General features: G+C 66.0%; 13 protein-coding genes. 8 read left to right on the forward strand and 5 right to left on the reverse strand.

What is annotated here, in order from left to right:
- Positions 1-250 precede the first annotated feature (250 nt).
- From ACRQ5Q_RS05645 to ACRQ5Q_RS05660, 4 genes are all read right to left on the reverse strand, one after another.
- Entirely contained in the window at positions 251-706 is a 456-nt protein-coding gene (locus tag ACRQ5Q_RS05645) for a GNAT family N-acetyltransferase (protein ID WP_439371063.1), read from the reverse strand.
- 178 nt (positions 707-884) lie between these two features.
- Positions 885-1,691, reverse strand: coding sequence for a PAS-domain containing protein (locus ACRQ5Q_RS05650; protein ID WP_439396404.1), 807 nt, complete (start codon positions 1,689-1,691; stop codon positions 885-887).
- 358 nt (positions 1,692-2,049) lie between these two features.
- Complete coding sequence (locus ACRQ5Q_RS05655) at positions 2,050-2,226, reverse strand: hypothetical protein (RefSeq protein WP_439371060.1); 177 nt, start codon at positions 2,224-2,226, stop codon at positions 2,050-2,052.
- A gap of 244 nt (positions 2,227-2,470) precedes the next feature.
- Complete coding sequence (locus ACRQ5Q_RS05660) at positions 2,471-3,121, reverse strand: glutathione S-transferase family protein (RefSeq protein ID WP_439396406.1); 651 nt, start codon at positions 3,119-3,121, stop codon at positions 2,471-2,473.
- 543 nt (positions 3,122-3,664) lie between these two features.
- On the opposite strand from ACRQ5Q_RS05660, the gene ACRQ5Q_RS05665 reads away from it, so the two are divergent.
- The 7 genes from ACRQ5Q_RS05665 (at position 3,665) to ACRQ5Q_RS05695 (ending at position 12,104) form a co-directional block, all read left to right on the forward strand.
- Positions 3,665-4,867 (forward strand): pyridoxal phosphate-dependent aminotransferase, encoded by a 1,203-nt coding sequence (locus ACRQ5Q_RS05665; protein WP_439396408.1) that lies wholly within the window; start codon positions 3,665-3,667, stop codon positions 4,865-4,867.
- Between the two features lie 420 nt (positions 4,868-5,287).
- Positions 5,288-5,770 (forward strand): DUF992 domain-containing protein, encoded by a 483-nt coding sequence (locus ACRQ5Q_RS05670; protein WP_439371055.1) that lies wholly within the window; start codon positions 5,288-5,290, stop codon positions 5,768-5,770.
- Positions 5,771-5,959: 189 nt separating this feature from the next.
- Positions 5,960-8,008, forward strand: a complete 2,049-nt coding sequence (locus ACRQ5Q_RS05675; protein ID WP_439396410.1) for an elongation factor G — start codon at positions 5,960-5,962, stop codon at positions 8,006-8,008.
- Positions 8,009-8,321: 313 nt separating this feature from the next.
- The gene (locus ACRQ5Q_RS05680) at positions 8,322-8,591 is read left to right on the forward strand and encodes a helix-turn-helix domain-containing protein (protein WP_439396412.1); all 270 of its coding nucleotides are present in this window, start codon (positions 8,322-8,324) and stop codon (positions 8,589-8,591) included.
- 114 nt (positions 8,592-8,705) lie between these two features.
- Positions 8,706-10,448, forward strand: a complete 1,743-nt coding sequence (locus ACRQ5Q_RS05685) for a SulP family inorganic anion transporter (RefSeq protein ID WP_439371050.1) — start codon at positions 8,706-8,708, stop codon at positions 10,446-10,448.
- 130 nt (positions 10,449-10,578) lie between these two features.
- Entirely contained in the window at positions 10,579-11,412 is an 834-nt protein-coding gene (locus ACRQ5Q_RS05690; protein ID WP_439371049.1) for a shikimate dehydrogenase, read from the forward strand.
- Positions 11,413-11,477: 65 nt separating this feature from the next.
- On the forward strand, positions 11,478-12,104 hold the full coding sequence (locus ACRQ5Q_RS05695; RefSeq protein ID WP_439396413.1) for a hypothetical protein: 627 nt from the start codon (positions 11,478-11,480) through the stop codon (positions 12,102-12,104).
- A 144-nt stretch (positions 12,105-12,248) separates the two neighbouring features.
- Here the strand turns inward: ACRQ5Q_RS05695 and ACRQ5Q_RS05700 are convergent, their stop codons facing one another.
- Entirely contained in the window at positions 12,249-13,385 is a 1,137-nt protein-coding gene (locus ACRQ5Q_RS05700) for an alpha-hydroxy acid oxidase (protein ID WP_439396415.1), read from the reverse strand.
- 104 nt (positions 13,386-13,489) lie between these two features.
- Here ACRQ5Q_RS05700 and ACRQ5Q_RS05705 point away from each other — a divergent pair, with 104 nt between their 5' ends.
- On the forward strand, positions 13,490-13,657 hold the full coding sequence (locus tag ACRQ5Q_RS05705) for a hypothetical protein (protein ID WP_439396417.1): 168 nt from the start codon (positions 13,490-13,492) through the stop codon (positions 13,655-13,657).
- The last annotated feature ends 79 nt before the right edge of the window (positions 13,658-13,736 follow it).

Raw genomic sequence — 13,736 nt, forward strand, 5'->3', positions numbered from 1 at the left:
AGATCCTGTCGGAGATGAGCGGCGGGCATTCTGACCAGTATGCGCCGCAGCAGCAAGCCGCCCGCCGCGCTGCTGCCATGCCGGCAGCGCGGACAAAGAAATGCGGCCCCTGTCAGACGCGGCGACTGACGGGGACCGCTTTGGGGCGCTTGATCGGTGACGGGGGGCCTGATCAGACGCAACTGCAGCCTAGTCCCGGTGTGTAACGTGCCGGTGACAGGACGAGTTGCCCACAGGCGGTGCGCGTGGATCAGAACAGCTTGCGATAGACAATGAAGCCGGACCGCTCCGCGACCTGGTCGTACAGGCGCTGTGCCGTGAGGTTGGTCTCGTGGGTCTGCCAGTAGACCCGTGGCGAGCCCGCCAGCTTGGCCCGCTCATACACCCCATGGATCAGCGCCGAGGCGACGCCCTTGCCGCGCGCGGCTTCCAGCGTGAACAGGTCCTGCAGGTAGCAGGACGGCTCGATCGCGGTGGTGCTGCGATGGAACAGATAGTGCGTCAGCCCGAGCAGCTTGCCGTCGCTTTCGGCGACCAGCGCGTGCACCGGCTCATAGGCATCGAAGAAGCGCTGCCACGTCATCTTAGTGATCTCGCCCGCAAGCGCAGTCGGACCGGAGCGCCCGTAGAAGGCGTTGTAGCCGTCCCAGAGCGGGAGCCATTGATCGTAGTCCTGCCTCGTGACGGAGCGAATGGTGAGCGACATGTGAGAATTCCGCGATCGATGAGGCGTCCTTCATACGTGATGAAGGGGAGGCGATCAATTTTCATGCGAGACGGATGGACATTCGGTCGTGGCAAATGATGTGCCCGGCCCCTCACCGTGGGGTGAGGGGCTGTGTCCGCGAGCGCCGGCGCATACGATGGGCGCACGGTCGACCAACTCACTCCGCGGCGCGCAGATACCGGATCAGCTTGCGGTTCGTGGGATCGCGCAGCGAGCGGTAATAGTCGGCACGCGCCGGCGCATCGGTGTGGCGCACGAGGTCGGTGACCGGCGTGTAGTTCAGCATGCGCCCACCGTCGGGCAGCGCGGCGCAGACGAAGCGCAGCACCTCGCCATTGCGCAATTTGATGTTGATCGGCGTCGCATCGCCGACCCGCACCATCTCCATGCGCTGCGCGATGAAAGTGCCGAGCTCGTCCTCCGGCAATTCGAACGCGCCGGTGTCGCGGCTGTGATACATCAGTGCGATGAAGGGTGGCTTGCCGTCGGCGATGTCGTCCGGCACCGCAAAATAATCGCGGAAGGCGCGGTTGATGAATTCGGCGCGCGTCTCCGTGTCGAGCAGCACGATGCCGATGTCGACCTGGTCGAGTGCGGCCGACAGCCGCGCGGCGGTGGCGTGGCTCTGGCGCTCGGTGGCGAAGGCAGCGAGCAGCCGCTCGCGCATCAGGCCGGTGATGCCTGCGGTGCCGAAGGCCGTCACTGCGAGCAGGCCGACCATGTCCGCGTTGGCATGGAAGGGCACGGCGCGATGCCCGGCGAAGAACAGCGCCGCGCCGGCGACCGCGAGGACTGCGCTGGCCATGGCGGAGGCGAAACCCGCCAGCGCGCCGGCAAGCGCGACGATGCAGACGAACAGCGGCGCAGGCGAGGGAATTTGAACGGATCGATCGAGCAGGATTGCCAGCAGCGTGATCGCTACCGTCAGTATCGGACCGCAAATCGCTCGCCATCCGGACCGCATGGCCTGTCTCGTTCCTCCTGAACGAGGGAACGCCGCAACATTGACCGATTGTTGCGCCTGCGCGGTGAGGAATCCTGCGGTGTGCTTAAAGGCGGCTTGCGAGCGCGCGCCAAGCTTTCGGATGATTTTACACCAAATGCGAATGCCTGACGCGCTGCTGCAACGGCGGCGCGTTCAGCGTCGAGGTGCCCGAGCTCTTGCGCATGCCCGTGAAAATCAACAGCGATGCCGCACAACCAGGATGGCCGCGGTCAGGGTAATTGCCACGACGACCACAGGTGATTTCATCGACGCCCTGTCGATGCCGTGCAGCGCGGGCCGCGCGGCACCTTGAAGGCGGTCCAGGACGAAACGGGAATCAGACCGGCAGGCCCATCGCCATGGTCGCCTTGGTCGACAGCACTGTCAGGGTGACGATCAGGCACAGCGAGATCGCGGCGACGGCGAGCGAGGCCGCGACCGCATTGGTCAGCCGGGAAGACGAAACGGTATCGGTTCGGCTCTGAAAGCCTGCCGTGCCGGACGCCTGAGTCATGGTCTAAATCCTTCAACGTGCGAGCGAATCAGCCGCGACGCCGAACAATTTCACCATTTGAACCGGCAAGATTGCGGCGGCCGGGGCGCAGAATATGGCGGGATCGGGGCAGGGGTTAACACTATACCCGCTATTCTTAACGCCCGGAGTGGTTGCGGACCAGTCGAGCCGCGCATTCGCTGCACCTCTCTTGCAAGCTTGCGGGAGAGGAGCGCACCTTCCTCGAGTTCGGCCTTCCGGGTTTTCAGGCCCCCGCGGCGATGCTGGCGGGGTCGTCGATATCAGCCGGACGCCAGTCCATCGACACGAAGCCGGGGGCGGCCTCGACGCGCTTCAGCCAGTCCCGGATCGCCGGGAAGGCCTGGAGGTCGAAGTCGCAGCGATCGGCGAGGTGGGTGTAGCCGTACAGCGCGATGTCCGCGACCGTGAGCTGGCGGGCGGCGAAATAGGGGCTGGTCTTGAGATGGTTCTCCATCACCTGGAGCGCGCCATAGCCGCGCTCCATCCAGTCCTCCAGCGCGTGGGTCTGCAGGTCGCGGCCGCCCTTAACCAGCGACAGCCAGAAATAGGCGGCGCCGATATTCGGCTCGAGCGCGTGTTGCTCGAAGAACATCCATTGCAGCGCCTCGGCGCGGTCGATGCGGTTCTCCGGTGCGAGCGGCGTGCCGACGGCGACATACCAGAGGATGGCATTGGACTCGGCGAGGTAGCGGTCCTCGCCGACCTCGAGCAGCGGCACCTGGCCCGACGGATTCTTGGACAGGAAGTCCGGCGTGCGGCTTTCGCCGCGCAGAATGTCCACCTCGACCGCTTCGTAAGGGACGTTCAACAGCGCCAGCGCAAGGCGGACCTTGTAGCTGTTGCCAGAGCGTTGCATCGAATAGAGCTTGTACATTCTGAAAGTTCTGAACCTGGGACGGGGAAGCGCGGCGCATCCTGCCCACGCGCCGCGGCTAAACAATGATGCCGATGCGAATCCGCCGCAAGTGCCGGCCAATAGAAAAACTCGAAAACCCTACCGCACCGCAATGCCGCGGAAGATCATTTCCGCGCGACGCCGCAAATCGACATCACGCCTGCGTCAACGCGTCGGCGTTGCCCATAACTGCTGAGACGTTGGGCGGCTGTGATCGCGCCGGGCGCTCACGATCGACTCGAGGGCCCAGGCGTTCGCGAAACGTCAGCGTCGTGGTCGGTTCTTGGTATCGAAGCGGCCTGAAATTGCTCGGAGGACAAGCCTTGCCGGATATGAGGGGTTTGCGCGGCAAAGTTGCGGAAAATTGCGGGAAATCGCGGCTTGAAGCGGCAGAATTCGTAAACTTTTGCGGGATCGGGCCGAAGTTTCTTGCGGTGCAGCGGCACACGTTTTAGGGTGCCTCCATTCCCACAATCAGAGTCGTGAGGCGAAAGGCTTCACGACGCTTGTCAGGAGATGACGATGTCCTTCCTTGCCGCTGCGCTCGACCGTGTGAAGCCGTCCGCGACCATCGCGGTCACGGATAAAGCACGGGCGCTGAAAGCGGCGGGCCGCAACGTCATCGGCCTCGGTGCCGGCGAGCCCGACTTCGACACGCCCGCCAACATCAAGCTCGCGGCGATCCGCGCCATCGAGGCCGGCAAGACCAAGTACACCGCGGTCGACGGCATCCCCGAACTGAAGGAAGCCATCATCGTGAAGTTCCAGCGCGAGAACGGCGTCGTCTACAAGCCGAACCAGATCATCGTCGGCACCGGCGGCAAGCAGGTGCTCTACAACGCGCTCATGGCGACCATCAATCCGGGCGACGAGGTGATCATCCCCGCGCCCTATTGGGTCAGCTACCCTGAAATGGTGGCGCTCGCCGGCGGCGAGCCGGTGCCGGTGGTCTGCACCGCCGCGACCGGCTTCAAGCTCGGGGCCGAGGCCCTCGAGCGCGCGATCACGCCGAAGACCAAATGGGTGATCCTGTGCTCGCCGTCGAACCCGACCGGTGCGGCCTACACCAGGGCAGAGCTGAAGGCGCTCACGGACGTGCTGGTCAAGCATCCGCATGTGTGGGTGATGACCGACGATATGTACGAGCACCTCGTTTATGACGACTTCCAGTTCACCACGGTCGCGCAGGTCGAGCCCAGCCTCTACGACCGCACGCTCACGGTGAACGGCGTGTCGAAGGCCTATTGCATGACCGGCTGGCGCATCGGCTATGCCGGCGGCCCTGCCCAGCTCATCAAGGCGATGTCGACCATCCAGTCGCAGTCGACCTCGAACCCCTGCTCGATCGCGCAGTGGGCTTCGGTGGAAGCGCTGAACGGTCCGCAGGACTTCATCCCCGCCAACAACAAGGTGTTCAAGGAGCGCCGCGACCTCGTCGTCTCCATGCTCAACCAGGCCAACGGCATCGAGTGCCCGCGTCCCGAAGGTGCGTTCTACGTCTATCCGTCCTGCGCCGGCACGATCGGCAAGAAGGCGCCCTCGGGCAACGTGATCTCGAACGACGAGCAGTTCGTCACCGAGCTGCTCGAGACGGAAGGCGTCGCGGTGGTGCAGGGTTCGGCCTTCGGCCTCGGCCCGGCCTTCCGCATCTCCTATGCGACCAAGACCTCGGACCTCGAAGACGCCTGCAAGCGCATTCAGCGCTTCTGCGGCAATCTGCGCTGATCGCGTCTCGACTAAGTTCGCGAAAGGCCCGCCTCCGGCGGGCTTTTTTGTGCGTGTTTCGATTGAGTGGAGTCGGATGGGCTTTTGTTTGGGCCAGCAGCGTGCCTTGCCCCGTCACCCGGATCGCGCCGGACGATGCTTCGCATCGCCGGGGCAATCCGACCTCTCCCCGCAGAAGGCGGGAGAGTTAAGTCGCGGCCGCTAGCGCGTTTTGATTGTTGTCGGTCGTGAGGGACGCGCCGCTCTCTCGCTCCCTCTCCCCGTTTTCACGGGGAGAGGGCGGGGTGAGGGGCCTCTCTCCGGGCGTTCATTTCAGATACGTCCGATCTGGCACCCACAACGCTCTTGTGGCATAGACATCGCGCAACACGGGTGGGGCGCTCTCTCTGCTCGCATCACACTCATCGCCGGAGACATTTCATGCGCCGTTCGTTCATCTTCGCCGGGCTCGCTGCCGCCAGCCTCGTTGCCTCCGTCGCGACCAGCGGCGCGCAGCAGCAGCGGATGGTCCGGGTCGGCGTGCTCGAATGCCGCGGCGGCGCCAGCGTCGGCTTCATCGTGGGATCGGTGACCAACCTCGGCTGCGTGCTGCGCGCCGACGGCTTGCCTGAAGACCGCTATGTCGCGACGATCCGGAAAGTGGGCCTCGACATCGGCATCACGCAGGAGACCACGCTGGCGTGGGGCGTGTTCGCGCCGGTCGACCGGCTCGGTCCGGGCGACCTCTCCGGCAATTACGCCGGCGCGCAGGGCAGCGCCTCGCTCGGCGTCGGCGTCGGAGGCAACGTGCTGGTCGGCGGCTCCAACAATTCAATCGCGCTCCAGCCGCTCAGCGTGCAGGGCCAGGTCGGCCTCAACGTCGCCGCCGGCCTCGAAAGCCTGGAACTCCGTCCGGGCCGTTAAAACGCCTGGGGCGGTGCTGCTTCACCTCTCCCCGGCGCGGAGAGGTGAAACATCACAACGATCTGATCGCGATCCAACCGACGACGCACCGCAGCGACGTTTGATGCTTGCCAAATCTCGGGGACGGGCAGAGCATCTACGTTTGCCGACCCAATCACGGGCCGAGCTCCATACAAAGGAGGCGGCGAAATGGGACAAGACGTCAGAAGTCCCCGAGGTCCACGGTGCATCGCGCTGGTGGGCCCTTTCCAAAGCGGTAAAACCACACTTCTGGAAGCAATATTGGCGCGAACGGGCGCAATCCCGCGCGCCGGCAGCGTCGACGCCGGAACTTCTGTCGGCGACGCCACCCCGGAGGCCCGTCATCACAAGATGACCGTCGGCCTGACTGCCGCCACCACGAGTTTCATGGGCGACAGCTACACCTTCCTCGATTGTCCCGGTTCCGTCGAATTTGCCCACGACATGCGCGCCGCGCTGCCCGCGGTCGATGCCGCCATCGTGGTCTGCGAGGCCGACGAGAAGAAGCTGCCGCAGCTTCAGATCATCCTGCGCGAGCTGGAGGAGCTGAAGATCCCGCGTTTCCTGTTCCTCAACAAGATCGACCGCGCCAGCCAGCGCATCCGCGAGACCCTCGCGATGCTGCAGCCCGCCTCGCGCGTGCCGCTGGTGCTGCGCCAGATCCCGATCTGGAAGGGCGAGCTGATCGAGGGCTTCGTCGATCTCGCGCTGGAGCGCGCCTTCGTCTATCGGGAGCACAAGGCCTCCGAGGTGGTCGCGCTCGAAGGCGGCGATCTCGACCGCGAGAAGGAAGCCCGCTTCTCGATGCTGGAGAAGCTCGCCGACCACGACGACGCGCTGATGGAGCAGCTGCTGGAGGACATCCAGCCGCCGCGCGATGCCGTGTTCGACGATCTCGCCCGCGAACTGCGCGAAGGGCTGATCTGCCCGGTGTTGCTCGGTGCGGCCGCGCGCGAGAACGGCGTGCTGCGTCTGATGAAGGCGCTGCGCCACGAGGCGCCCGGCATCGCCGAGACCGCAAGACGTCTCGGTGCGCCCGAAAGCAAGGATGCACTCGGCTACGTCTTCAAGACGCTGCATTCGCAGCACGGCGGAAAACTGTCGCTGACGCGTCTCATCGCCGGCCATCTCGACGACGGCGCCACGCTGCAATCCTCCTCCGGCGGCGCGGGGCGCATCTCCGGCATTCTCGCCGTCAACGGCGCCTACGACACCAAGCGTGCCTCGGCGGAAGCCGGTGAGACCGTGGCGCTGGCCAAGCTCGATCCGGTCAAGACCGGCGACATGGTCTCGAGCGGCAAGACGGCGCCCGCGGCACTGATCGCGATCGAACCGACGCCGCCGGTGCTCGCGATCTCGGTCGCGGCCACCGACCGCAAGGACGACGTCAAGCTCGGCCAGGCGTTGATGCGGCTGCACGAGGAGGATCCCTCGCTCCTGATTGTGCAGAACCCCAAGACCCACGACACCGTGCTGTGGGGCCAGGGCGAGATGCACCTGCGCGTCGCCAGCGAGCGTTTGCGCGATCGCTTCGGCGTCAAGGTCACCTCGCATCCGCCCGCGATCGGCTATCAGGAGACCATCCGCAAGCCGATCACCCAGCGCGGCCGTCACAAGAAGCAGTCCGGCGGCCACGGCCAGTTCGGCGATGTCGTGCTCGACATCAAGCCGCTGCCGCGCGGCGACGGCTTCAAATTCGCCGAGAAGGTGGTCGGCGGCGCGGTGCCGCGCAACTACATCCCGGCGGTCGAGGAAGGGGTCGTCGATGGCCTCGCGCGCGGTCCGCTCGGCTTCCCCGTCACCGACGTGCAGGTGACGCTGACCGACGGCTCCTATCACAGCGTCGATAGTTCCGATCTCGCCTTCCGCACGGCGGCGCGGGTCGGGCTCAACGAAGGCCTGCCGCAATGCCAGCCGGTGTTGCTGGAGCCGATCCACGTGGTCGAGATCGTCTGCCCGACCGATGCCACCGCCAAGATCAACGCAATCCTGTCGGCGCGGCGCGGCCAGATCCTCGGCTTCGACACCCGGGACGGCTGGAGCGGCTGGGACTGCGTCCGCGCCATGATGCCGGAAGCCGAGATCGGCGAGCTCATCGTCGAGCTGCGCTCCGCGACAGCAGGCGCCGGCAGCTTCACCCGCCAGTTCGACCACATGGCCGAAGTCACGGGCCGCGCCGCCGACCAGATCATCGCCGCGCATCAGCACGCGGCGTGAGTCGGTCTGTCGCGCAATAAGGCACGCATGCCTCTCTCACTCCCTCTCCCCGTTCTTGCGGGGAGAGGGTGGGGTGAGGGGCCGTCTCCCACGCGTGCGGTGAAAGTTGGACTCTCCCGCTCTCCTCCCTGCCGTCGTTGCGAGCGTAGCGAAGCAATCCAGAAGGGAAGCTGGATTGCTTCGTCGCAAGAGCTCCTCGCAATGACGGAGGAAGACAGACGGGCAGTCCCTTGCCTTTGCCCCTCAATGATGTATTTTACATCATTGTATATGTTCCAAGTATCACTTATAACTCCTGACACGTGAGGCCAAGGTGATCACCTCGTTCCAGATGCGGGCGGCCCGCGCGCTGCTCGGCATCGACCAGAAAACCCTGGCCGAGCTCGCCGGTGTGTCGCTGCCGACCATCCAGCGGATGGAGGCGTCGACCGGCAACGTGCGCGGTGTGGTCGAGACCTTGATCAAGGTGGTCGAGGCGTTCGACCGGGCCGGCGTCGAATTGATCGGCGAGCAGACGCGCAGTGACAGGGGCGGGCGGGGCGTTCGCCTCAAGGAGCCGGGGCCGCCGCGGCGAGTCGAGTAGGGGCATGATCTTGCGGGCCATGCTCCGGAGCAGTCTGAACTAACGCACCGTCGCGCCGAGCTACGCGGCCGCACGATGCATCGGAGCATTGTGGGCAGCGGAGCACTTCGGGGTATGAGCATCACAGGCGATCACGCGGACCGGTTGCACCAGCTTCGCCGGCCGACCTTCACCGAACTCTATCTGCCAAAGCTCGTCACCGTCTGGCGTGAAGGCTACGGCGTCGCCGACTTTCGCGCCGACGTGTTCGCGGGCCTCACGGTCGCGATCGTCGCGCTGCCGCTGTCGATGGCGATCGCGATCGCCTCGGGTGTGACGCCGGACCGCGGCCTCTACACCGCCGTCGTCGGCGGTTTCATCGTGTCGCTGCTCGGCGGCAGCCGCTTCCAGATCGGCGGGCCCGCGGGAGCCTTCATCGTGCTGGTCGCGGTGACCGCGGAGCGGCACGGCGTCGACGGCGTGATCCTCGCCACCACGATGGCGGGACTGTTCCTGATCGCGGCCGGGCTGTTGCGCGTCGGCACCTACATCAAGTTCATTCCCTATCCCGTCACGGTCGGCTTCACCGCCGGCATCGCCGTGATCATCTTTGCGAGCCAGCTCCGCGATCTCTCGGGCATCACGCTTGCGGGAAAAGAGCCCAGCGAGTTCGTTCCAAAGCTCACGGCACTCGCGGGTGGCCTGCAGACCATCAACCCGTCGGCGCTAGTCGTCGCGCTCGTCAGCATCGCGATCATCGCGGCCTTGCGGCTCTGGCGGCCGTCCTGGCCCGGCATCCTGATCGCAGTCGTGTTCGCGGCCGTCATATGTGCGGCGTTCTCGCTGCCGGTCGAAACCATCGGCAGCCGCTTCGGCGGGATTCCGCGCGAATTGCCGTCGCCTGCGCTCCCCGCGTTCTCGATTGCGAAGGCCAAAGCGGTGCTCCCCGACGCGATCTCCTTTGCGCTGCTCGCGGCAATCGAATCGCTGCTGTCGGCGGTGGTGGCCGACGGCATGACCGGGCGCCGCCACCGCTCCAATTGCGAGCTGGTGGCGCAAGGCGCGGCCAATATCGGCTCGGCGCTGTTCGGCGGCATCTGCGTCACCGGCCTGATCGCGCGGACCGCCACCAACATCCGCGCCGGCGCGCGCGGGCCGCTGGCGGGCATGCTGCATTCGGTCTTCCTGCTGCTGTTCATGCTGATCGCTGCCCCGCTCGCCAGCTACATCCCGCTTGCCGCGCTCGCCGCCGTGCTCGTGGTGGTCGCCTGGACCATGGCCGAGAAGCAGGAATTCGCCACGCTGCTGCGCTCCTCCTGGGGCGATGCCGTGGTGCTGCTCGCGACCTTCCTGCTGACGATCTTCCGCGACCTCACCGAAGGGATCCTGGTCGGCTTCGCGCTCGGTGCGGTGCTGTTCATCAACCGCATGGCGGAGATGACCGGCATCGAGGAGCGCACGCCGCTGGTCGCCGCCGATCGTCCCGACGACGGCAATGGCGAGCGCGTGCGCTATGATCCCGGGCTCGCGGTCGACCGCGACGTGCTGGTCTATCGCATCACCGGCGCGTTCTTCTTCGGCGCGGCCTCGGCGATCGGCGGCGTGCTCGACGGCATCGCCGACAAGCGCAAGGCCTTCGTGGTCGATTTCGCCGCGGTGCCGTTCCTGGATTCGACGGCGGCGAACGTGCTCGGGCGGGTCGCCGCCAAGGCCCACCGCCAGGGCATCCGCCTGTTCATCACCGGCGCCTCGCCTGCGGTCCGCCGCGCCCTGCTCACCCATGGCGTGACGCCGCCGCGCGCGCGCTATCGCACGAGCCTCGAGCGCGCCGTCGCCGACATCAAGAGCCGAGCGGCCGACGAGGCTGCGGCGGGCTGACCGCGCGCACGTCCGCCGGGCGGTTTGATCGACGCCTGCCGCGGCGTCACGCTGCGTCTCCCGCGCGCTTGACAGCGCCCGCGGGACGCGAAATGGATCGTCGCGGAAACCACCGAGGGGAAGGACGACCGTGACCAAGGCTCCCGCAGCCTGTCTGATCGGATGGCCGGCTGCGCATTCGCGCTCGCCGCTGATCCATCGTTACTGGCTGCGTACGCTCGGCATCGAAGGTGGCTACGTCATCGAGGCGGTTCCGCCCGAGGATCTGCGCGATTTCGTGCTGCGGCTGTCGCTGCGCGGCTTCGTCGGTGCCAACGTCACCATCCCGCACAAGGAAGCCGTGCTGGCGCTGTCGACACCCGATGCGCGCGCGCGGGCCGTCGGCGCGGCCAACACGCTGTGGTTTACCGAGGGTGAGCTGCGTTCCACCAATACCGACGTCGAAGGTTTCATCAACAATCTCGACGCCAGCGCGCCCGGCTGGGAAAAGGCGGAAGAGGCGCTCGTGCTCGGCGCCGGCGGCGCCGCGCGCGCGGTCGTGTTCGGGCTGCGCGAGCGCGGGATCAAGCGCATCCATCTCGCCAACCGCACCATCGGGCGGGCCGCGACGCTTGCAGGACAGTTCGGTGCGAGCGTGCATCCCGTGACGTGGGACGCGATCGGCGACGTGCTGCCCCGTGCAAAACTTCTCGTGAACACGACCTCGCTCGGCATGCATGGCCAGCCGTCGCTCGACGTCGACGTGTCGCGCCTGCCGCAAGAAGCCGTCATCGCCGATCTCGTCTACGTGCCGCTGGTGACGCCGCTGCTGGCCGCCGCGAAAGCGCGCGGCCTGAAGACCGCCGACGGGCTCGGCATGCTGCTGCACCAGGCGGTGCACGGCTTCGAGCTGTGGTTCGGCCGGCGGCCGCAGGTCACGGCCGAGCTGCGCGCACTGGTCGAGGCAGATCTCACAAAGACTTGAGAGGGTAACGGCGAATAGCACACCATCTCCGGAGTTCTATCCCCGTGGGACAATCGGAGACCGTCATGACTATTCAACGTACAACCTTGATACGCCCGCTCGTCGCCGTCGCCATGGTAACCGTCTCGACGCTCGTGGCCGTCGCGCAGAAGGCGCCGGTGCCGACGCGCGTGCGCGGCACGATCGAGAGTGTCAACGGCGACACCATGCAGGTCAAGTCGCGCAGCGGCGAGGACGTCAAGCTGCGCATCGCCCCTGACGTCAGCGTGTCGGGAATTGCAAAAATTTCACTCGCCGACATCAAGGTCGGATCCTTCGTCGGCGCCACCACCGTGCCGGGACCGGACGGCGGCCAGAACGCGGTCGAGGTCCACGTGTTTCCCGAAAGCATGCGCGGCACCGGCGAAGGCTCGCGGCCCTACGACCTCAAGCCGAATTCCAGCATGACCAATGCGACCGTCGCGGAGAGCGTGGTCGGCAATGACGGCCATACGCTCCTGGTCAAGTACAAGGACGGCGAGAAGAAGGTGTTCGTCCCGGACGACACGCCGGCGGTGACCTTCGTGCCCGGCGACAAGGGCGAGCTTAAGCCCGGCGCCAAGGTGATCGCCTCCATGAAGCAGCTGCCGGACGGCTCGTTCGAGACCAACCGCGTCAGCGTCGGCCGCGAGGGCCTGACACCGCCGATGTGATGATCTCGCCAGGGAATCGGCTCGCTGGAAGCGAACCGGGTGAATGTGGGGCGGGATGGGATCACGCCGCCGATGTGAGGGTGTGAGGGGCGCCTCGCCTTCTCGCTCCCTCGCCCCGTTCTTACGGGGAGAGGTTAGGGGGCCTCACACCGCAATCACGTGATCGTCGATCTCGTCGATCCGGTTGACGCCGCACAGGCCCATGGTGGTGAGCAGCTCCTTCTGGATGATCTCGATCGCCTTGGCGACGCCGGCCTGGCCGCCGGCACCGAGGCCATAGGCATAGGCGCGGCCGATCATGCAGGATTTTGCGCCGAGCGCGAGCGCGCGCATCACGTCCTGGCCGGAGCGGATGCCGCCGTCGAACATGATCTCCATCCTGTCGCCGACCGCGTCCGCGATCTCCGGCAGCACCTCGATCGAGGACGGCGCGCCGTCGAGCTGACGACCGCCATGGTTCGACACGACGAGGGCCTGCGCGCCGGTCTTGGCGGCTTCCTCGGCGTCCTCGACGTCGAGAATGCCCTTGAGGATGAGCTTGCCCGGCCAGATGCTGCGGACCCACTCGACGTCCTTCCAGTTCAACGACGTGTCGAACTGCGAGGCCGTCCACTCGGCGAGACGGTTGAGGTCCTCGGTGTTCTTCACGTGGCCGGCGATGTTGCCGAAGGTGCGGCGCTTGCCTCGCAGCACGCCGGAGACCCAGGCGGGCTTGCTGGCGAAATCCAGGAGCTTCGACAGCGACCATTCCGGCGGCACCGTCATGCCGTTCTTGATGTCGGCGTGGCGCTGGCCGATCACCTGCAGGTCGACGGTGAGCACGAGTGCGCTGCACCTGGCTGCGGCGGCGCGCTGGATCAGGTCCTTGATGAAACCGCGGTCCTTCATCACGTAGAGCTGGAACCAGAACGGCTTCTCGACATTGGCAGCGATGTCCTCGATCGAGCAGATCGACATCGTGGATTGCGTGAACGGGATACCGGCGGCCTGCGCGGCGCGGCAGGCGTAGATTTCGCCGTCGCCATGCTGCATGCCGAGCAGGCCGACGGGCGCAAGGATCAGCGGCATGGTCGAGGGCTCGCCGAGGATCGTGGTCGAGGTGTCGCGCTTGGAGACGTCGACCAGGATGCGCTGGCGGAACTTGATGGCCTGCATGTCCTCTCGGTTGGCGCGCAGCGTCTCCTCGGCATAGGAGCCGCGGTCGCAATACTCGAAGAAGGCCTTCGGCACGCGGCGCTTATGCAGCGCGCGAAGATCGTCGATACACGTGATGTGCTTCATGAACGTTTCCCGACCCGTCTTTACCCAAGAGTCTTGCATAGGAAGGTCGAGGGATCATCTAGCATGGTTGGATCCACAGCCAAATCGTTTGAGAAGAGGCCGCCATGACGAAGCCGCACGCGAGACCTTCGCCCCAAGAGATCAAGGAGAAGCAGGATCTCGAGGACGCGCTGGAGGAGGGGCTGGAAGAGACCTTTCCGGGCTCCGATCCCGTCAACGTGACCCAGCCGGCGCCGAGCCGCGGCGACGGCCATGTGAAGCGCGCGGACTAGGGTGAGTTCCGCCAGCTTTCCGCTGGTCACATCGGAACTGCAGTGTTAACAATGTGTTACCGAGGCGGTCGCGGCGCCG

Origin of the sequence: Bradyrhizobium sp. PMVTL-01 (assembly GCF_051861855.1) — a bacterium.
Lineage (GTDB): Bacteria > Pseudomonadota > Alphaproteobacteria > Rhizobiales > Xanthobacteraceae > Bradyrhizobium.